We start from the raw sequence: 18,691 nt of genomic DNA on the forward strand, positions 1-18,691 counted from the left end.
GGTCCCGGCGGGGGGGGCGCGCCCCGCTACCTTTAACTCTTGGGGGGCCCCCCGTCCGCGGGGGGGGGGGTGGCCTTTACACCCCCCCGGGGGGGGGGGGGGGGGCGGGGCCCCCCCACCCCGCACCGTTGCACTCCGATCGGCGGGAAGGACGAGGTGAAAGAGGAACGTTTACCTACGGTGTCGGAAAGGTCGCGGATGGCCAAAATTGTGCCGCGTCATGTAACCATCGACGGGGCGCAGTTGGTCGCCCTCACGGAACAGGAGTACGAGTGTCTCGCAGCGTCCCGGCGGCAGTTCGGCTCCCATGTGGTGCGGCTGCGCATGACCCGTGAAGCGCTGACCTCCTTGACCCGAGTGGCAGAGGCGATGTGCGCTCTGCTCCGGTCGGGCGAGGTCCCGGCCGAAGCCGTCCGCAGGGCACCCGACAGCGCCCGGACTCCGCCGAAGAGCCTGCTCGGGGCTCTGGAGGCGGCGGTCGAGCAGGCTCAACGGGTGATCGGAAAGCGGGGTGGCACACCCTCAGACTCCTTGCACGGCCCCCAGCCCAAGCGCTAGGGGCCGAGTCGGGCGTGGTCCCGTCCGTAAGCCCTTCAGGGTCGGCTAGAAGGACGTCCAGGTGAAGGCGACCTCGTCACCCGCGTTGATCTGGAACTGGCATCCGCCGACCGGGGTCGGCGTGCCGTTGACGGAGATGCTCCAGTAGGCGGAGCCGCCGCCGCTCACGTTCTTGATGGTGTCCACGGAGAAATCGTCGAAGGACGCGTACCAGGTGCCGTCCCAGCCGAAGTAGTTGAGGCGGGCGGCGTCGTCGAGGGCGGCGGTCGGGGTGGGCACCTTGGTCGGGTTGGCGCCGCCGTTGGTGCCGTCGCACTTGTGGGTGCCGCCGGTGGCGGTGGTGACGTCGTGGCCCTTGGTCGTGATCTTGCCCTTGAACAGCACCCCGTTGGGGCCCTGGATGGTGAGGTTGACCTTGACGGCCTTGTTCGTGTCCGGCTTGGTGGCGGCCTCGGCCAGGGTGGGAGCGCCGGCGAGAGCGATGCCGAGAGCCACTGTGGTGATCACAGAGCGGCGGACGAGTATCTGGCGCATGGTGCCTTCTTCCTGAGAGGGGAGACGGGTCTGCGCCGACGCACCCTCCGGCCCACGCGCCGGTCCCTTGCCGCTCCGGTGAGGAGGGCAAGGGACGCAGACACGGGACAGGGGGCTTCGCGCTGCAGACCATGACAGTGGGAAGCGGTACGCAGCGCACACCGGGTACTCCGACTCACGGTGCCCTCGGCCCCGTTCACGGTTGCAGGCCAGCGCCGGATTCCCACCGGCTTCCCCCAGCTGTGCACGCATTCGGTTGTGAGCCCCCGCCATGCGGGCCGGAGCCGAACGCATCCTAAGGTCTGGCGGGCCGTCACCGGAAGCCGATTCCGGCGATGCCCGCTACAACGCAGGGCGGACGACACCACTCGTCACCCCCGCCCTTCCTCAGCTGCCGGGGCACCCTCAGAGCCCGGGCGGCGCACCGGGATCTCAGTCCCGGGCGTATGTGTGGAACCCGCGGCCGGTCTTGCGGCCGAGCAGCCCTGCCTGGACCATGCGCTGGAGCAGCGGGGGCGGGGCGTAGAGGGGTTCCTTGAACTCGTCGTAGAGGGATTCCGCGATGGCGGCGACCGTGTCCAGGCCGATGAGGTCGGCGAGCTTCAGTGGGCCCATGGGGTGGGCGCAGCCCAGCATCATCCCGGTGTCGATGTCGGCCGGGCCGGCATACCCGGACTCGGCCATGCGGATGGCCGAGAGGAGATAGGGGATCAGCAGGGCGTTGACGACGAAGCCGGCCCGGTCCTGGGAGCGGATCGGGGTCTTGCCGAGGGTGTCGCGGACGAAGGCCTCGACGGTGTCGGTGACCGTCGGGGTGGTGTGGAGGGAGGAGACGATCTCCACGAGCGGCAGGACGGGGACGGGGTTGAAGAAGTGGAGGCCGAGCACACGGTCGGCGCGGCGGGTGGCCATGCCGAGCCGCATGACCGGGATGGCGGAGGTGTTGGTGGCCAGGATCGCCTCCGAATCCTCCACGATCTTGTCAAGCGCCGAGAAGATCTCGATCTCGGCATCGGCGTTCTCGGTCACCGCTTCGATGACGAGCTGCCGGTCGGCGAGGTCTTCGAGGTCGCCCGTGAACACCATGCGTGCCAGGGCGTCTTCGGCGGAGAGACGGTCGAGTTTTCCGCGCCGGACGGCACGTTCCAGGGAGACGGCCACCCGCTCGCGGGCCGCGCGGGCGGCGGCGGCGTCGGCTTCGACGACGACTGTGTCGAGGCCGGCGCGGGCACAGATCTCGGCCATGCCTGCGCCCATCTGTCCGCCGCCGACGATCCCCACGCGCTGTGTGGAGAGAGCCGGGGGCAGGTGCGAGGGGGCGTTCACGCGGTCACCGAGCCGGTGGTGAGGCGGACGAGGTGGCGGGAGTAGGTCTCCGGGGTGAAGAACGCCGGGAGCCGGATGGAGAGGGCCGTGTCCACGAACACCTCCCGTGCGTCCAGCACGCGGGCCTGCGGGTTCTCAGCCTTCAGAGCGGCGCATTCGGCATCGAGGAGGTCGATGACCGTGCTCCGGTCCACGCGGTCGTGGCGCAGCCACTGCCAGATCTGGACACGGGCGATCTCGGCGGTGGCGGCGTCCTCCATCAGGCCGTACAGGGCGACGGCGCCGCTGCCGCGGAGCCAGGCGTCGAAGTAGCGCAGGGCCACGGCGATGTTCGAGCGGATCCCCTCCCGGGTGGGGGGCGCGGCGATGCGGCGGACGGACAGCAGGGCGGCGGCCTTGACCTCGACGTCCTCGCGCGTGCGTTCCAGCTGGTTCGGCCGGTCGCCCAAGACTCCGTCGAAGACCTCGCGGCAGACGGGGACGAGGCCGGGGTGGGCGACCCAGGAGCCGTCGAAGCCGTCCTCGGCCTCGCGTTCCTTGTCGAGTCGCACCTTGGCGAGGGCAGCAGTGTTGGCGTCCGTGTCGCGGCTCGGGACGTGGGCGGCCCTTCCGCCGATGGCGTGGGCGCCACGCCGGTGGCAGGTGCGGACGAGGAGTTCGGTGTACGCCCGCATGAACGGTGCGGTCATCGTGACAGCGGCTCGGTCCGGGAGCTGGAAGTCGGTGCGGTGCCCGAAGGTCTTGATGAGGCTGAAGAGGTAGTCCCAGCGTCCGGCGTTGAGTCCGGCACTGTGCTCGCGCAGTTCGTAGAGGATCTCCTCCATCTCGAAGGCGGCGGTGATCGTCTCGATGAGGACGGTGGCGCGGACAGTGCCGCGCGGGATGCCGAGGAGGTCCTGGGCGAACAGGAAGATGTCGTTCCACAGGCGGGCTTCGTACCGGTTCTCCAGCTTGGGGAGGTAGAAGTACGGGCCGTGGCCGGCATCGATCTGTCGCTGCGCGCAGTGGAAGAAGTACAGACCGAAGTCGACCAGCGAGGCGGGAGCGGGCCGGCCGTCGATCTCCAGGTGTTCTTCGAGGAGGTGCCAGCCGCGCGGGCGGACCATGATCGTGGCGAGGTCCGTGCCGAGGCGGTACTCCTTGCCCCCCGGGGTGGTGAAGTCGATGTGCCGGCCGATGGCGTCGAGCAGGGTCAGTTGGCCGTCGATGATGTTGTTCCAGGTGGGCGCGGTGGAGTCCTCGAAGTCGGCCATCCACACCTCGGCGCCGGAGTTGAGGGCGTGGACGGCCATCCGGCGGTTGGGCGCGCCGGTGATCTCGACGCGGCGGTCGACGAGTCCGGGCGCGGGCGGAGCCACCCGCCAGTCGGGGTCGGCGCGCACCGCCGAGGTGGCACGGGAGAAGTCCAGGGGCGTGCCCGAGGCCAGGTTGCTGGTCCGGCGGCGGCGCTCCTTGAGGATCTCCAGACGGCGGTCCGCGAACGCGGCGTCGAGGCGGGCGACGAAGTCGAGCGCCTCCGGGGTGAGGATCTCGTCGTGGTGCTCGGCCGGTGTGCCGAGGACTCGGACACCGGCGGTCAGGGACGTGGATGACATGCGGTTCTGCTCCTCGGCGTGGGGTGGTCGGCGCCCGGGGGCAGGCCCCCGGGCGCCGTCGGATGCGGGGAGGGGAAGCCCTAGTGGAACTGCTCTTCCTCGGTGGAGCCGGCGAGGGCGGTGGTGGAGGAGGCCGGGTTGACCGCGGTGGAGACGAGGTCGAAGTAGCCGGTGCCGACCTCCCGCTGGTGCTTGACGGCGGTGAACCCGTGCTGCTGGGCGGCGAACTCACGCTCCTGGAGGTCGACATAGGCGGTCATGCCGTGCTCGGCGTAGCCGCGGGCCAGGTCGAACATGCCGTGGTTGAGGGAGTGGAAGCCGGCCAGCGTGATGAAAAGGAACTTGTAGCCCATGGCGCCGAGTTCGCGCTGGAACTTGGCGATCTGGTCGTCGTCCAGCGCCGCCTTCCAGTTGAAGGACGGCGAGCAGTTGTAGGCCAGCATCTGGTCGGGGTACCGGGCATGGACGGCCTCGGCGAACTCGCGGGCCTGCTCCAGGTCCGGGGTGCCGGTCTCCACCCAGATCAGGTCCGCGTACGGGGCGTACGCAAGGCCGCGCGCGATGACCGGCGCCATGCCGTTGCGGACGTGGTAGAAGCCCTCCGCAGTGCGCTCGCCCGTGCAGAACTCGGCGTCATGCTCGTCCACGTCACTGGTCAGCAGGGTCGCCGCGAGGGCGTCCGTACGGGCGATGATCAGGGTCGGGATGCCCGCGATGTCGGCCGCCAGACGGGCCGCGTTCAGCGTACGGATGTGCTGGGAGGTGGGGACGAGGACCTTGCCGCCGAGGTGACCGCACTTCTTTTCGGAGGCGAGCTGGTCCTCGTAGTGGATGCCGGCGGCGCCCGACGCGATCATCGCCTTGGTCAGCTCGAAGGCGTTGAGCGGACCGCCGAAGCCCGCCTCGGCGTCCGCGACGATCGGCGCGAGCCAGTCCGTCGTGTCGGTGCCGCCCTCGGCGGTGGCGATCTGGTCGGCGCGCAGCAGCGCGTTGTTGATCCGACGGACAACCTGCGGAACGGAGTTGACCGGGTACAGGCTCTGGTCGGGGTAGGTGTGCCCGGCCTGGTTGGCATCGGCGGCGACCTGCCAGCCCGACAGGTAGATCGCCTGGAGCCCGGCCCGGACCTGCTGCACCGCCTGGCCACCGGTCAGCGCGCCGAGGGCGTGGATGTAGTCCTGCTCGTGGAGCTGACGCCACAGCCGCTCGGCGCCGCGCTGGGCCAGGGTGTGCTCCTCGCGGACGCTGCCCGAGAGTCGGACGACATCCTCGGCGGTGTACGTCCGCTCGATGCCCGCCCACCGCGGGTCCGTGGCCCACCGCCGCGCCAGCTGCTCGGCCGCAGCCGTCGTGTTCGTGTCTGCCATGACCGTCACCGTCTCCATCAGTCGCTTCTGCCAATGCCTGTCCCTAGAGACGGGAAATTGGCACTGTGTGCCTTGAACGTGGGTTGCGGCCGCCGGCCCCACCTGGGGAGGAGCTGAGCAATGATGCAGGTCAGCCGGGTCGGACTGCCGGGATCTCCGACGTCAGGGCATGAGCCGTGCCCGAACTGTCCGCCTGGGCCGCCGGGTCCGGCGGGCCGCACGACAGACTCTGGCAGCGGCACGCAGTGCCATCAATGAGGTACATGTGCCAAGTTCTGCGAATCTTCCGGCACGGATTTGCCAAGGTTGCAAAGGTTGGCGGCGGGAGAATCGCGCGTAGCCTGAAGCGAACGAGCCGAACGAGCCGAACGAGCCGAACGAGCCGAACGAGCCGAACGAGCCGAACGAGCCGAACGAGCCGAACGAGCCGAACGAGCCGAACGAGCCAGGTGAGCAAGACGTACGCGGCTGCGCAGGCTGCGCGAGGAGAGCCGCATGACCCAGGCCGATCTGGCCAGGGTGCTGGGCATCTCACCGAGCTACCTCAACCAGATGGAGCACGACTCCCGCCCGCTCACCGTGCCCGTCCTGCTGCGGCTCACCGAGGCGTTCGGGGTCGACCCCGGGTTCTTCTCGGAGCGTGACACCAGCCGACTCGTCGCCGATCTCCGCGAGGCTCTGGCGAGCGAGGTCGCCGATGCCCGGGTCTCCCCCTCCGACCTGGCCGAACTGGCCGCCCGGATGCCGGCCGTCGCCTCCGTGCTGCTGGACCTGGGCCGGCGGAGCCAGCTTTTGGCGGAGCGACTGGCGGACACCGAGGACGGGCGGGACGGTGGCCCGGCCGCGCCGCGCTCACCACACGAGGAGATCCGAGAGTTCTTCTACCGCCGCCAGAACTACCTCCACGACACCGACCTCGCCGCCGAAGCCCTGGCTCAGCGGATCGGTCTCCGTCCCGGGGAGGTCGTCCGGATGCTGTCGGACCGCCTCACCGGCCACCACGGGATCCGTCTCGCGTCCGACTCCGACCGCCTCCACCACTTCGACGCCGGGGCTCGGGTCCTGCACCTGTCCGGGCGGCTGCGGCCGGGCCAGCAGGCGTTCCGGATGGCCACCCAGCTAGCCCTGCTGGAGTACGGGGCGGAGCTGGACCGGCTGGCCGCCGAGGACTTCGCGCAGGGTTCCCCCGCGCACGGCCTGGCCCGGATCGGCATCGCGAACTACTTCGCGGCCGCGCTGATCCTCCCGTACGGCGCCTTTCACGCGGCTGCCGAGGAGTTCCGGTACGACATCGAGCGGCTCACCGACCACTTCGGTCTCGGCTACGAGACCGTCTGCCACCGGCTCAGCACCCTGCAACGCCCCAGGCTGCGCGGGGTTCCCTTCTCCTTCGTCCGGGTCGACCGGGCCGGGAACATGTCCAAGCGACAGTCCGCCACCGGATTCCACTTCTCCCGCGCGGGCGGCACCTGCCCGTTGTGGAACGTCTATGAGGCCTTTGCCGCGCCCGGCCGCATCCACGTCCAGGTCGCCGCCATGCCCGACGGGCAGCGGTACCTGTGGACCGCGCGCGCCGTGACCCGCCACCGCGGCGGCTGGGGCGAGCCCGGCAAGACCTTCGCGATCGGCCTCGGTTGCGAGATCCGGCACGCCTCCCGGCTGGTCTACTCCGAGGGCCTCGACCTCGACAACGCGGCGGCGGCCACCCCCATCGGTATGGGCTGCCGGCTCTGCGAACGGCTCGACTGCCCCCAGCGTGCCGTGCCGCCCCTCGGACGGCCCCTGGCCGTCGACGAGAACAGCAGCACCTTTATTCCTTACCCCGTGGCCCCCGACCGCGCGTGAGCATCACGCCCGGCCCAGCCGTCGGGCTTCCGCCTCGGTCACCGGATCCCCTGCCCGTACACCGTGCAGGACGTGGGCGAGCACCTCGGCGCCGCGGACCACGCGCGGGCCCGGCCGGTTGAAGTACGCGGGACCGTCCAGGACCCACACCTCCCCGGCACGCACGGCGGGCAGCTCTTCCCAGCCCGGCAGTCCGGTGAGCAGGCCGATCTCCGCCAGGGTCCGTTCGGGCGGGAAGCCGCAGGGCAGGACGAGGACCACATCCGGGCGTGCGGCGCGTACCAACTCCCACGTCATCGGCTTCGTGTGCTCACCGGGCGCTGCCAGCAGGGCTTCCCCACCCGCAGCGGCGATCTGCTCCGGGACCCAATGGCCCGCCGGCCACAGTGGGTCGAGCCATTCGATGGCGACGACCCGCGGCCGATTCCGGCCCCTGGTGAGCCGGCGGACTTCGTCGAGCCTGTCGTGCAGCTCGGTGCGGCGCCGCTCGGCCCGCTCCCGTACCCCGAGCAGGTCTCCTACGGTGACCAGGCAGTCCAGGACATCGCCGAGGGTCGTCGGTTCCAGGCTCAGCACCCGGGGACCGGTGTCCATCACGCGCACCGCCCGGGAGACGTCCTCGTAGGACACCGCGCAGACATCGCACAGGTCCTGGGTGAGCAGGACGTCCGGTGCGAGCGCGGCAAGCGCCACCGTGTCCAGGGTGTAGAGCGAGGAGCCGGAGTGGGCGGCCCCGCCGACCGCCTCGGAGATCTCCCGGCTGCTGAGGTCGTCCGCGTCGAATTCGGCGCGGGTGACGACGGGCACGGAGGCGACCGCGGCGGGCGGCCAGTCGCATTCGTGGGTGCGTCCGACCAGGTCGGAGACAAGCCCGAGGTCCGCCACGATGTCCGTTGCAGCCGGGAGCAGGGAGACGATGCGCATACCGCGACTCTAGGCCCGCCCGAGTGGTGGGTCTGGACTTACTAGGACGTCCAACTATATGTTCGTGGCACAAGGTCCGCGGTGCAGGGAAGCCGGTGAGAAACCGGCACGGTCCCGCCACTGTGACCGGGGAGTGTGCTGCCATCCACACGCCACTGACGAGGGCTGTCGGGAAGGCGGGCGGCACGCGGGGATCCGGGAGTCAGGATACCGGCCGCGGATGTTCCGTGTTGTCCACGAGGATGGAGCAGACACGCATGGCACCGGTTTGTACCCACGACCCTGGTGATCCGGCGGAGCGCACACACACCACTTCCATGCGCTCGTAGTTCTCACGGCGTACCACAGCGGCGCACTCCCATGCGGGTGCCGTCCGCCGGTTCGCCGTGCCATCCCCGGATCCAACCTGACGAGAGCAGGCACCCATGGTCCGTGAACTCACCCATTTTATCGGCGGAAAGCACACCACCGGTATGTCCGGTCTCTTCGCCGACGTGTACGACCCCAACACCGGCGCCGTCCAGGCGCGCGTACCCCTGGCCGGACGGGCCGACGCCGAGGCCGCCATCGCCAACGCCGAGGAGGCGCAGGCGGAATGGGGCCAGTGGAACCCGCAGCGACGGGCCCGCGTGCTGCTGCGCTTCCTCCAACTCGTCGAGGGCGAGCGGGACAGCCTGGCCCGGCTGCTGTCCGCCGAGCACGGCAAGACTGTCGCCGACGCTCACGGTGATCTCCAACGCGGCCTGGAGGTAGTCGAGTTCGCCGCCGGGATCCCGCACCTGCTCAAGGGCGAGTTCACCGACAATGCTGGCACCGGCATCGACGTGCACTCGCTGCGCTCCCCGCTCGGCGTCGTCGCAGGCATCACCCCCTTCAACTTCCCCGCCATGATCCCGCTCTGGCAGGCAGCCCCCGCGCTTGCCTGCGGCAACGCGTTCATCCTCAAGCCGTCCGAGCGCGACCCGTCCGTACCGCTGCGGCTCGCGGAGCTGTTCCTCGAAGCCGGGCTGCCGCCGGGCGTCCTCAACGTCGTCAACGGCGGCGAAGAGTCCGTCGACACCCTCCTCGAGGACCCGCGTGTGCAGGCCCTCGGGTTCGTCGGCTCCACTCCTGTCGCCGCGCACATCTACGCCACCGCGGCGGCCCACGGCAAGCGCGCCCAGTGCTTCGGCGGAGCCAAGAACCACATGATCGTGATGCCCGACGCGGACATCGACCAGGCCGTCGACGCTCTCATCGGCGCAGGCTACGGCTCGGCGGGCGAGCGCTGCATGGCCATCTCGGTCGCCGTACCCGTGGGGGAGGAGACGGCCGACCGCCTGGTCGCCGCCCTTGAGCAGCGCATCGCAACGCTGAAGATCGGCCGGTCCGACGACCCCGAAGCCGACTTCGGGCCCCTCGTCAGCCGGGACGCCCTCGACCGGGTCCGCCGCTACGTGGACATCGGCGTCAACGAGGGAGCCGAACTCGTCGTCGACGGGCGGGACTTCACCCTCCCCGGGCACGAGAAAGGCTTCTTTGCCGGGGCCTCGCTCTTCGACCGGGTTTCCCCGCAGATGCGCGTCTACCGCGAGGAGATCTTCGGCCCCGTCCTGTCCGTGGTCCGGGCCGCCGACTTCGAAGAGGCGCTGCGTCTGCCCAGCGAGCACCCGTACGGCAACGGTGTGGCGATCTTCACCCGGGACGGGGACACCGCCCGCGAATTCACCCGCCGGGTCAACACCGGCATGGTCGGCGTCAACGTGCCCATCCCGGTGCCCGTCGCCTACCACACCTTCGGCGGCTGGAAGCGGTCCGGCTTCGGCGACCTGAACCAGCACGGACCGGACTCGATCCGCTTCTACACCCGTACGAAGACCGTCACCTCGCGCTGGCCCTCCGGGGTCAAGGAAGGCGCGAGCTTCACCATCCCGACGATGGGGTGAGCGCCGTGACCACCACCCTCACCGAGGACCAGCTCGCCCTCGCCGAGGTGACCCTGGACTTCGCGCAGGAGCAGCTGGCCCCCCACGCGGTCGTCTGGGACCAGACCAAGCACTTTCCCGTCGACGTGATCCGCCAGGCGGCCTCCCTGGGCCTCGGCGGGGTCTACGTCCGCGAGGAGCACGGCGGTTCCGGACTGTCCCGTAGTGACGGCGTCCTCGTCTTCGAGACCCTCGCCACCGGCTGCCCCTCCATCGCCGCCTACCTGTCCATCCACAACATGGTCGCCTGGATGATTGACCGCTACGGCGACCGCTCCCAGCGCGAACGCTGGCTGCCGGGCCTCTGCTCCGCTGCCCTCCTGGGCAGCTACTGCCTCACCGAGCCGGGAGCCGGCTCCGACGCGGCCGCCCTGCGCACCCGCGCGGAGCGGCAGGGCGACCACTACGTACTGACCGGCGTCAAGCAGTTCATCTCCGGTGCCGGGGCGGCCGGCGTCTACGTGGTCATGGCCCGGACGGGTGCGCCGGGCCCGGCCGGAATCTCCGCGTTCGTGGTCGAACGCGACGACCCCGGGGTGACCTTCGGCCCGAACGAACAGAAGATGGGCTGGAACGCCCAGCCGACCCGCCAGGTGATCCTCGACGGCGCCCGCATTCCCGCCGACCGACGGCTCGGCGCCGAGGGCGACGGGTTCCGGATCGCCATGAACGGCCTCAACGGCGGCCGCCTCGGCATCGCCGCCTGCTCGCTCGGCGGCGCCCAGAGCGCCCTCGACCGCAGCCTGTCGTACCTCGCCACACGCGAGGCCTTCGGCACCCGGCTGCTGGACGCCCAGGCGCTCCAGTTCCGGCTCGCCGACATGGCCACCGAGTTGGCCGCCGCCCGCGCACTGGTCCGGCAGGCGGCCGAGGCCCTGGACGCGGGCGATCCGCTGGCCCCGCGGCTGTGCGCGATGGCCAAGCGGTTCGCCACCGACACCGGATACGCCGTGGCCGACGCGGCCCTCCAACTGCACGGCGGCTACGGCTACCTCAGCGAGTACGGCATCGAGAAGATCGTCCGCGACCTCCGGGTCCACCAGATCCTGGAAGGCACCAACGAGGTCATGCGCGTCATCGTCGCGCGCGGACTCACGGAGAACCTGCGATGACCCATGACACCCAGACCGGCCCCGGCCCCGACCACGTCCTCCTGCGTACCGAGGGCCACGCCGCGTACATCACCCTCAACCGCCCCAAGGCGCTCAACGCCCTCAGTCGCCCCATGGTGCTCCGCGTCGAAGAGGCACTCACGACCTGGGCCGACAACCCCGCGATCGAGCTGGTCGTCATCGAGGGCGCCGGTGAACGGGGCCTGTGCGCAGGCGGGGACATCCGCGCGATCCACGAGGACGCCCGCACCGGCGGCACCGCCTCGGCGGACTTCTGGCGCGACGAGTACAGGCTCAACGCCCTGATCGCCCGCTACCCCAAGCCGTACGTCGCCCTCATGGACGGCATCGTGATGGGCGGCGGCGTCGGGATCTCGGCCCACGGCAGCGTCCGTATCGTCACCGAGCGCTCCAAGGTCGCCATGCCCGAAACCGGGATCGGCTTCGTCCCCGACGTCGGCGGCACGTACCTGCTCGCGCTGGCCCCCGGGGAACTCGGCACCCACCTGGCGCTCACCGGCGCCCCCATCGGCGCCGCCGACGCGCTGCTGTGCGGGCTCGCCGACCACTTCGTACCGGCGTCGGCGCTGCCCGCGCTGGCCCGGGAGCTGGCCGCGGACTCCGTACACGCCGTCCTGGAGCGGCACGTGGCAGAACCTCCCACCGGGGGACTCTCTGCCGCACGCGAGTGGATCGACCACTGCTACGCCGCCGACACCGCCGAGGAGATCGTCGCGCGGCTGCTCGCTTCGGGCGTGCCCGCGGCGAAGGACGCGGCGGACACCCTGCTGTCCAAGTCCCCGACTGCGGTCAAGGTCACCCTGGCGGCGCTGCGCCGGGCCCGCCACCTCGGACCGCTGGAACGCGTACTGGAACAGGAGTACCGCGTCTCCTGCGCGGCCCTGTCCTCACCCGACCTGGTCGAGGGCATCCGCGCCCAGGTCATCGACAAGGACCGTAATCCGCGCTGGTCCCCGGCCACGCTGAAGGCCGTCACCCCGGCGGACGTGGACCGGTACTTCGCCCCGATCGACGCGAACGAGCTCCGGCTCGTCGCGGCCACTTCGTCGCAGGAGGTCGTCTGGTGAGCAGCACCGTCGCATTCGTCGGACTCGGCCACATGGGCGGTCCGATGGCCGCCAACCTGGTCAAGGCCGGCCACCGCGTCCTCGGCTTCGACCTCGTCCCCGAACTGCTGGCCGGCGCGGCAGCGGCCGGAGTCGAGCCCGCGGCCTCCGCGGCCGGGGCTGCCGCGGAAGCCGATGTGGTCATCACCATGCTGCCCGCCGGCCGCCACGTCCTCGCCCTCTACGGGGAGCAGCGACTCTTGGCCGCGGCCCGGCCGGGGACCCTGTTCGTCGACTGCTCCACCATCGATGTCGCCGACGCCCGTGCCGCCCATGAGGCTGCCGTCGCGGCGGGTCACCGCGCCCTCGACGCCCCGGTGTCCGGCGGGGTGGTGGGCGCCGAGGCGGCCACGCTCACCTTCATGGCTGGAGGCGGAGAGGCGGAGTTCGCCGCCGCCGAGCCGCTGCTCGGCGCGATGGGCAAGAAAGCCGTGCACTGCGGCGGGCCGGGCGCCGGCCAGGCCGCGAAGATCTGCAACAACATGATCCTCGCCGTCTCGATGATCGGCGTCAGCGAGGCGTTCGTCCTCGCCGAGAGCCTCGGCCTGGATCACCAGGCCCTCTACGACGTCGCCTCCACCGCCTCCGGCCAGTGCTGGGCCCTCACCGTCAACTGTCCCGTCCCCGGACCGGTCCCGACCAGTCCCGCCAACCGGGACTACCGCCCCGGCTTTGCCGCCCCGCTCATGGCCAAGGACCTCGGCCTCGCCGCGAACGCCCTCCGGGCCGGCGGAGTCGATGCGCCCCTGGGCCTCAAGGCTGCCGAGTTGTACGCCGCGTTCGCCGCCGACGGCGCGGACCTCGACTTCTCCGCGATCGTCCGCACCCTGCGACCTCGGAACGGAAACCCCGCATGACCACCTACGAGACCATCCTGCTGGAACGCAAGGGCCGCGTCGCCGTCCTCACCCTCAACCGGCCCGAGGCACTCAACGCCCTCAACCTCCAGGTGATGAAGGAGGTCGTGGCCGTCACGGAGGAACTGGACCGGGACCCGGAGGTCGGCTGTATCGTCCTCGCCGGCTCCGCCAAGGCCTTCGCCGCGGGCGCCGACATCAAGGAGATGCGCCCGCAGAGCTACATGGACATGTACCTGTCCGACTGGTTCACCGCGTGGGACCGGCTCGGCGAGGTCCGCACCCCCACCCTGGCCGCGGTCTCCGGATACGCCCTGGGCGGCGGCTGCGAACTGGCCATGCTCTGCGACATCCTCCTCGCCGCCGACACCGCGAAGTTCGGCCAGCCCGAGATCAAGCTCGGCGTCATCCCCGGCATCGGCGGCTCCCAGCGCCTCACTCGCGCCATCGGCAAGGCCAAGGCAATGGAGCTGTGCCTGACCGGCCGCACCATGGACGCCGCCGAGGCAGAACGGGCCGGACTGGTTTCCCGCATCGTCCCGGCCGACGACCTCCTCGCCGAGGCCCTGGCCGTGGCCACGACCGTCGCAGAGATGTCCAAGCCGGTCGCGATGATGGCCAAGGAGGCTGTGAACCGCGCCTTCGAGACCACCCTCGCCGAAGGTGTCCGCTTCGAACGGCGGCTCTTCCACGCGGTGTTCGCCACCGCCGACCAGAAGGAAGGCATGTCCGCCTTCGTGGACAAGCGCCCGCCGCACTTCACCCACGCCTGAGTGCATCCGGGTCCGGGGGAGGGCAGAACCCGCCTTTCCCCGGACCTGGATACGGGTTCTGAACGGCACTGGTCAGTGCGGCGTTCAGGTGGGGTGCGGGTTCCGGACCGACAAGGAGAGCCGGTTGCGCTCCAGGTCGACGACGATCCGTACGGCGATCTCGTCGCCCTCGTGGACGACGAGCCCTGGATCGTCGACGGGCTCGTCAGCCAACTCCGAGTTGTGCACGAGTCCCTTCCACGCCGTCGGCCACGCGGACGACGGCCCCGAACGGCAGTAGCGTGGGGACCTGGCCCAACACGGTCCGGCCGACCCTGTCGACGAAGGGCGCGAGAGGACGTGGCCGGAGCGCCAACTGGATTTGTTCCCGAAGCGTGTTGACGTCGAGCACTTCCCCCACGACACGCTGTTCGGCCGTGACCACGTCGTCCGGTCGGATGTCCCATGACCAGTTCGGTTCGGGCACGCGGCCGCCAAGGAAGCGGCCCCCGCGGCCGGCGCTCACGGCGGTCATGGTGGCGAGGCGTCCGCCGCCGAGGAGGAGGAAGAGGTCGTCAGCCGACCCGTCCAGTCGACCGTCGGTCTCGCCACCGGTGTCCTGGCGCAGCCCAAGCCCCTTCAGTCCCGTCGACCGCCGTCGTCGACCGGGTAGGGGACCTGGCTGCTGCGGTCCGGGTCGACCGCCAGACGGCCGCCGACCGTGGGACGGGCGCGCTGCGCGCAGTCGCGGCGCTCGCACATCCGGCAGCCCAGTCCGATGGGGGTGGCGCCCGCCGGGTCGTCGAGGGCCGTGCCGCGCGAGTAGACCAGGCGCGGGGCGTGGCGCAGTTCGCAGCCGAGGGCGACGGCGACCTCGGCCCGGGGCGCCTGGTGGCCGAATCCGCCTCGCGTGACGGTACGGGCGATCCAGAAGTACCGCTTCCCGTCGGGCATCTCGGCAACCTGGTGCAGGATCCGCCCGGGTGCGGAGAACGCCTCGTAGACGGTCCACAGCGGGCAGGTGCCGCCGAGGCGGGAGAAGTGGAAGTCGGTGGCGGACTGGCGCTTGGAGATGTTCCCGGCCCGGTCGACACGCAGGAACGAGAACGGGACGCCACGCCGGCCGACGCGCTGGAGGGTGCTGAGCCGGTGGCAGACGGTCTCGAAGCCGACGCCGAACCGGGCCGACAGCAGCTCGATGTCGTATCCCACGCGCTCGGCGGCCTCGTGAAAAACGGTGTACGGCATGAGCAGCGCGCCCGCGAAGTAGTTCGCCAGCCCGATCCGGGCCAGCCCCACGGCCTCGCGTGAGGTGAGCTCCGGCGCCTGCGCGGCGAGGGCGTCCAGCAGCGACTGGTGTTCCAGAAGCGCGAGCTGCGTGGCGAGTTGGAAGGCGCGCCGTCCCTCGGTGAGCCAGGGCGACAGGAACAACAGGCGCTCCTGGCGCGCGAAGCGCCGGGTGTCTCCCGCAGGAGACGGGGCCGCTTGGACGACGGTGACGCCATGGAGCTTTCCGAGGCGTTCCTGCAGCGCGTCCGAGATGCGTCCGGGCAGCAGGTCGAGCTCCGAGGCCAGGGTCTCGGCCGCGGTGTCGAGGGGTTCGAAGTGGTTGTGGTGCGCGTAGAAGAAGTCCCGGACCTCGTCGTGCGGGTCCCCGGCCGACAGGGCCGGGCCGTCGCCGCCGGGGGCCAGGGCGGCGGCGCGCTCCACCGTGTCGCGGTAGCGCCGGTGCAGGGCCACCAGGGCCCGCGCGATCTCCGGATGGGCCCGGGCTGCCTCGGTGATCTCCGCGGTGTCGGGCAGGGCCGTACCGCACGCCTCGTCGGCCAGAGCACCCCGCAGATCCACGGCGAGACGGTCGTCGTCGGTGTCGGAGAAGAACTCGGCATCCACGCCGAACACCTCGGCGATCCGAAGCAGCACCGCGGCCGTGAGGGGACGCTGGCCCTGTTCGAGCTGGTTGGCGTAGCTCGCCGAGATGTGCAGGGCGCGGGCCATCTCCACCTGGTTCATGCCGTGCTCGCGGCGCAGCCGGCGCAGTTTGCCCTGCGTGTAGACCTTCGACAGTTCCTGCGGCACGACAGCACCCCTTCCTGAACTCCGGGCCCCGTCACAGCCAGGACCGGCATTCGCGAATCTAACATCTGCAGGATTCGCAAACCTTCGCAGATTCGCAGCTCCGGCCTGTACGAGATCCGCAGCTTCGCTCCGTCGCGCCCGGGCCGACGGGCGGGCAGTCTCTTGTCCGTGGGGCGCACCGGCCTCACACACCGGCTTGTGAGGAGTCCCGTGATCGAGCACCGCGTCCGCGTCCACCCCAGCTCCGACCGGCTGCCCCGGCAGGAGCAGCTCGCCTGGAAACTCGCCCTGACCGCGACCTCGGACGCGCCGCAGGATCCGCAGGCCGCGGCGATGGCCGTGAACCGGGTCGTCGACAACGCCGCCGTGGCCGTCGCCTCCCTCACCCGCCGCCCGGTCGCCGTGGCCCGGACGCAGGCCACCGCCCACGCAGAGCCCGTCGGCCGGGGCGCGTCGGTCTTCGGCAGCGGCGCACGGGTCTCACCGGAATGGGCGGCCTGGGCCAACGGCACCGCCGTCCGCGAACTGGACTTCCACGACACCTACCTGGCCGCCGACTACTCCCACCCGGGCGACAACATCCCTTCCCTCCTGGCCGTCGGACAGCACACCGGCCGCTCCGGAGCCGACCTCCTGCGCGGGATCATCGCCGCGTACGAGGTGCACGTGGCCCTGGTGAAGGGCATCTGCCTGCACGCGCACCGCATCGACCACGTCGCCCACCTGAGCGCGGCCACCGCCTGCGGGCTGGGAGCGCTGCTGGAACTGCCGACGGAGACGGTGTATCAGGCCGTGCAGCAGGCCGTGCACACCACGACCGCCACCCGCCAGTCCCGCAAGGGGGAGATCTCCAGCTGGAAGGCGTACGCGCCCGCCTTCGCCGGGAAGGTCGCGATCGAGGCGGTGGACCGGGCGATGCGCGGCGAGGGCTCACCCTCGCCGATCTACGAGGGTGAGGACGGCTTTCTGGCACGGATGCTGAACGGGTCGGACTCCGACTACGCGGTCCTGCTGCCCGAGCCGGGCGAGCCCCGCCGGGCCATCCTCGACACGTACACGAAGGAGCACTCCGCCGAGTACCAGGCCCAAGCCGTCATCGACCTGGCCCGTCGGCTGCGCGAGAAGACCGGCCCGCTGGAGAGGGTCCGCTCGGTGGTCCTGCACACCAGCCACCACACCCACCAGGTGATCGGCTCGGGAGCCAACGACCCCCAGAAGTACGACCCGTCCGCCAGCCGGGAGACCCTCGACCACTCCATCCCGTACATCCTCGCCGTCGCGCTGGAGGACGGGACCTGGCACCACGAACGCTCGTACGCCCCCGAGCGAGCCGCCCGCACCAGCACCGTCGAGCTGTGGCGGAAGATCACCACGGTCGAGGACCTGCGGTGGACGCGCCGCTACCACGACCCGGACCCGCTGCGCCGGGCCTTCGGCGGCCGGATCGTCATCACCTTCCAGGACGGCTCGGTGATGGAGGACGAGCTGGCGGTGGCCGACGCCCACCCGGCCGGCGCCCGCCCCTTCGACCGGGCCGCGTACGAGGGCAAGTTCCGCACCCTCGCCGAGCACATCGTCACCCCGGACGGCCAGGACCGGTTCCTGTCCACGGCGGGGCGGCTGGCCGAACTCTCCACCGACGAGCTCACCGGACTCTTCCCGACCGTCGACACCGAGGCCGTCGCCCGCCACGACGCCGGCCTCCCGAAGGGCCTGTTCTGATGCTCCACACCCGCGCCACGCCCTCCGAGCGCCGCCGTGCCCTGCGCGCCCGCCTCGCCGAGGGCCGCATCCTCCCCCTGCCGGGGGCGATCAACCCCTACTCCGCCCGGCTGATCCAGGAGGCCGGTTTCGAGGCCGCCTACCTCTCCGGCGCGGTCCTCGCGGCCGACCTTGGCTTGCCGGACATCGGGCTGACCACCTCCACCGAGATCGCCGCCCGCGCCGCCCAGACGACCGGGGTCACCGACCTCCCGGTGCTCATCGACGCCGACACCGGCTTCGGTGAGCCCATGAACGCCGCCCGCACCCTCCAGCTCATGGAGGACGCCGGCCTCGCCGGTCTCCATCTGGAAGACCAGGTCAACCCCAAGCGCTGCGGCCACCTCGACGGCAAGAACGTCGTACCGGCACAGGACATGGTCCGCAAGCTCCGGGCCGCCGTCGATGCCCGCCGCGACCCCGACTTCCTCCTCATGGCCCGCACCGACGCCCGCGCCGTCGAGGGCCTCGACGCGGCGACCGAGCGGGCCAGGGCTTACGTGGACGCGGGCGCCGACGCGATCTTCCCCGAAGCCCTCGCGAACGAAGCCGAGTTCGAGGCCTTCCGCAAGGCTGTCGACGTCCCGCTCCTGGCCAACATGACCGAGTTCGGCAAGGGCCCCCTGCTCGGAGCCGGCACTCTGGAGGACCTCGGCTACGACATCGTCCTCTACCCGGTCACCCTCTTCCGCTACGCCATGGGCGCCGTGGAGGACGGACTGCGCAGGATCGCCGCCGAGGGCACCCAGGCAGGCCTGCTGGAGGGCATGCAGACCCGCTCGCGCCTCTACGAGGTCCTCGACTACGAGAGCTACGGCTCCTTCGACGCGGCCGTCTTCGACTTCACCCTCCCGCCCCACGCCTGAACCCCGACATCCGCAGACCCGACG

The 18,691-nt window shown here is 71.0% G+C and carries 17 protein-coding genes and 2 riboswitches; of the genes, 9 read left to right on the forward strand and 8 right to left on the reverse strand.

Annotated features, from left to right (window positions below; translation table 11 throughout):
* The first annotated feature begins 198 nt into the window (after window positions 1-198).
* Window positions 199-558, forward strand: coding sequence for a hypothetical protein (locus ACIRP2_RS26715; protein WP_404254468.1), 360 nt, complete (start codon window positions 199-201; stop codon window positions 556-558).
* A gap of 45 nt (window positions 559-603) precedes the next feature.
* Here ACIRP2_RS26715 and ACIRP2_RS26720 read toward each other — a convergent pair whose 3' ends face one another.
* The 4 genes from ACIRP2_RS26720 to aceA all read right to left on the reverse strand — a co-directional run bounded on the left by ACIRP2_RS26720 (window position 604) and on the right by aceA (window position 5,380).
* Complete coding sequence (locus ACIRP2_RS26720; protein WP_404254470.1) at window positions 604-1,092, reverse strand: DUF4430 domain-containing protein; 489 nt, start codon at window positions 1,090-1,092, stop codon at window positions 604-606.
* Between the two features lie 163 nt (window positions 1,093-1,255).
* A riboswitch (cobalamin riboswitch) is annotated at window positions 1,256-1,329 on the reverse strand.
* Window positions 1,330-1,524: 195 nt separating this feature from the next.
* On the reverse strand, window positions 1,525-2,418 hold the full coding sequence (locus ACIRP2_RS26725; protein ID WP_404254472.1) for a 3-hydroxybutyryl-CoA dehydrogenase: 894 nt from the start codon (window positions 2,416-2,418) through the stop codon (window positions 1,525-1,527).
* Entirely contained in the window at window positions 2,415-4,013 is a 1,599-nt protein-coding gene (gene aceB / locus ACIRP2_RS26730) for a malate synthase A (protein WP_404254474.1), read from the reverse strand. Before aceB ends, ACIRP2_RS26725 begins: the two co-directional genes overlap by 4 nt.
* An 80-nt stretch (window positions 4,014-4,093) precedes the next feature.
* Window positions 4,094-5,380 carry an isocitrate lyase gene (gene aceA, locus ACIRP2_RS26735; RefSeq protein ID WP_404254476.1) on the reverse strand — a complete coding sequence of 429 codons (1,287 nt, stop codon included), beginning with the start codon at window positions 5,378-5,380 and terminating at the stop codon, window positions 4,094-4,096.
* 468 nt (window positions 5,381-5,848) lie between these two features.
* On the opposite strand from aceA, the gene ACIRP2_RS26740 reads away from it, so the two are divergent.
* On the forward strand, window positions 5,849-7,225 hold the full coding sequence (locus ACIRP2_RS26740; protein WP_404255111.1) for a short-chain fatty acyl-CoA regulator family protein: 1,377 nt from the start codon (window positions 5,849-5,851) through the stop codon (window positions 7,223-7,225).
* A gap of 3 nt (window positions 7,226-7,228) precedes the next feature.
* Here ACIRP2_RS26740 and ACIRP2_RS26745 read toward each other — a convergent pair whose 3' ends face one another.
* A complete protein-coding gene (locus tag ACIRP2_RS26745) occupies window positions 7,229-8,149 on the reverse strand; it encodes an ABC transporter substrate-binding protein (protein WP_404254478.1) in 921 nt (306 codons plus the stop codon).
* Window positions 8,150-8,197: 48 nt separating this feature from the next.
* Window positions 8,198-8,383: riboswitch (cobalamin riboswitch) on the forward strand.
* Window positions 8,384-8,574: 191 nt separating this feature from the next.
* On the opposite strand from ACIRP2_RS26745, the gene ACIRP2_RS26750 reads away from it, so the two are divergent.
* Genes ACIRP2_RS26750 through ACIRP2_RS26770 form a run of 5 tightly spaced genes read left to right on the forward strand, consistent with a single transcriptional unit; the run spans window position 8,575 to window position 13,982 of the window.
* Window positions 8,575-10,074: a CoA-acylating methylmalonate-semialdehyde dehydrogenase gene (locus ACIRP2_RS26750; RefSeq protein WP_404254480.1), complete on the forward strand. Its 1,500-nt coding sequence runs from the start codon at window positions 8,575-8,577 to the stop codon at window positions 10,072-10,074.
* A gap of 5 nt (window positions 10,075-10,079) precedes the next feature.
* Window positions 10,080-11,225: an acyl-CoA dehydrogenase family protein gene (locus ACIRP2_RS26755; protein WP_404254482.1), complete on the forward strand. Its 1,146-nt coding sequence runs from the start codon at window positions 10,080-10,082 to the stop codon at window positions 11,223-11,225.
* Window positions 11,222-12,313, forward strand: coding sequence for an enoyl-CoA hydratase/isomerase family protein (locus ACIRP2_RS26760; RefSeq protein WP_404254484.1), 1,092 nt, complete (start codon window positions 11,222-11,224; stop codon window positions 12,311-12,313). Before ACIRP2_RS26755 ends, ACIRP2_RS26760 begins: the two co-directional genes overlap by 4 nt.
* Entirely contained in the window at window positions 12,310-13,209 is a 900-nt protein-coding gene (mmsB, locus tag ACIRP2_RS26765; RefSeq protein WP_404254486.1) for a 3-hydroxyisobutyrate dehydrogenase, read from the forward strand. Before ACIRP2_RS26760 ends, mmsB begins: the two co-directional genes overlap by 4 nt.
* Window positions 13,206-13,982: an enoyl-CoA hydratase gene (locus tag ACIRP2_RS26770; protein ID WP_404254488.1), complete on the forward strand. Its 777-nt coding sequence runs from the start codon at window positions 13,206-13,208 to the stop codon at window positions 13,980-13,982. Before mmsB ends, ACIRP2_RS26770 begins: the two co-directional genes overlap by 4 nt.
* Before the next feature lie 84 nt (window positions 13,983-14,066).
* Here ACIRP2_RS26770 and ACIRP2_RS26775 read toward each other — a convergent pair whose 3' ends face one another.
* The 3 genes from ACIRP2_RS26775 to ACIRP2_RS26785 all read right to left on the reverse strand — a co-directional run bounded on the left by ACIRP2_RS26775 (window position 14,067) and on the right by ACIRP2_RS26785 (window position 16,040).
* Window positions 14,067-14,195 carry a hypothetical protein gene (locus tag ACIRP2_RS26775; RefSeq protein WP_404254490.1) on the reverse strand — a complete coding sequence of 43 codons (129 nt, stop codon included), beginning with the start codon at window positions 14,193-14,195 and terminating at the stop codon, window positions 14,067-14,069.
* Window positions 14,188-14,487 (reverse strand): hypothetical protein, encoded by a 300-nt coding sequence (locus tag ACIRP2_RS26780; RefSeq protein WP_404254492.1) that lies wholly within the window; start codon window positions 14,485-14,487, stop codon window positions 14,188-14,190. The genes ACIRP2_RS26775 and ACIRP2_RS26780 overlap by 8 nt, the downstream gene beginning before the upstream one ends.
* Window positions 14,488-14,600: 113 nt before the next feature.
* Complete coding sequence (locus ACIRP2_RS26785) at window positions 14,601-16,040, reverse strand: short-chain fatty acyl-CoA regulator family protein (RefSeq protein ID WP_404254494.1); 1,440 nt, start codon at window positions 16,038-16,040, stop codon at window positions 14,601-14,603.
* A 210-nt stretch (window positions 16,041-16,250) separates the two neighbouring features.
* Between ACIRP2_RS26785 and ACIRP2_RS26790 the strand changes: the two genes are divergently transcribed.
* Together ACIRP2_RS26790 and prpB are read left to right on the forward strand one after the other, a co-directional pair.
* Window positions 16,251-17,762 carry an MmgE/PrpD family protein gene (locus tag ACIRP2_RS26790; RefSeq protein ID WP_404254496.1) on the forward strand — a complete coding sequence of 504 codons (1,512 nt, stop codon included), beginning with the start codon at window positions 16,251-16,253 and terminating at the stop codon, window positions 17,760-17,762.
* Entirely contained in the window at window positions 17,762-18,667 is a 906-nt protein-coding gene (prpB, locus tag ACIRP2_RS26795; protein ID WP_404254498.1) for a methylisocitrate lyase, read from the forward strand. The genes ACIRP2_RS26790 and prpB overlap by 1 nt, the downstream gene beginning before the upstream one ends.
* Window positions 18,668-18,691 lie beyond the last annotated feature (24 nt).

The organism is Streptomyces sp. NPDC101194, assembly GCF_044767885.1.
Taxonomy (GTDB): domain Bacteria; phylum Actinomycetota; class Actinomycetes; order Streptomycetales; family Streptomycetaceae; genus Streptomyces.

What these genes read in the sequence shown, in the direction of transcription:
- ACIRP2_RS26715 (WP_404254468.1), top strand. Translation starts at nt 199, where the DNA reads ATGGCCAAAATTGTGCCGCGTCATGTAACCATCGACGGGGCGCAGTTG.
- ACIRP2_RS26720 (WP_404254470.1), bottom strand. Translation starts at nt 1,092, where the DNA reads ATGCGCCAGATACTCGTCCGCCGCTCTGTGATCACCACAGTGGCTCTC.
- aceB (WP_404254474.1), bottom strand. Translation starts at nt 4,013, where the DNA reads ATGTCATCCACGTCCCTGACCGCCGGTGTCCGAGTCCTCGGCACACCG.
- aceA (WP_404254476.1), bottom strand. Translation starts at nt 5,380, where the DNA reads ATGGCAGACACGAACACGACGGCTGCGGCCGAGCAGCTGGCGCGGCGG.
- ACIRP2_RS26745 (WP_404254478.1), bottom strand. Translation starts at nt 8,149, where the DNA reads ATGCGCATCGTCTCCCTGCTCCCGGCTGCAACGGACATCGTGGCGGAC.
- ACIRP2_RS26750 (WP_404254480.1), top strand. Translation starts at nt 8,575, where the DNA reads ATGGTCCGTGAACTCACCCATTTTATCGGCGGAAAGCACACCACCGGT.
- ACIRP2_RS26760 (WP_404254484.1), top strand. Translation starts at nt 11,222, where the DNA reads ATGACCCATGACACCCAGACCGGCCCCGGCCCCGACCACGTCCTCCTG.
- ACIRP2_RS26770 (WP_404254488.1), top strand. Translation starts at nt 13,206, where the DNA reads ATGACCACCTACGAGACCATCCTGCTGGAACGCAAGGGCCGCGTCGCC.
- prpB (WP_404254498.1), top strand. Translation starts at nt 17,762, where the DNA reads ATGCTCCACACCCGCGCCACGCCCTCCGAGCGCCGCCGTGCCCTGCGC.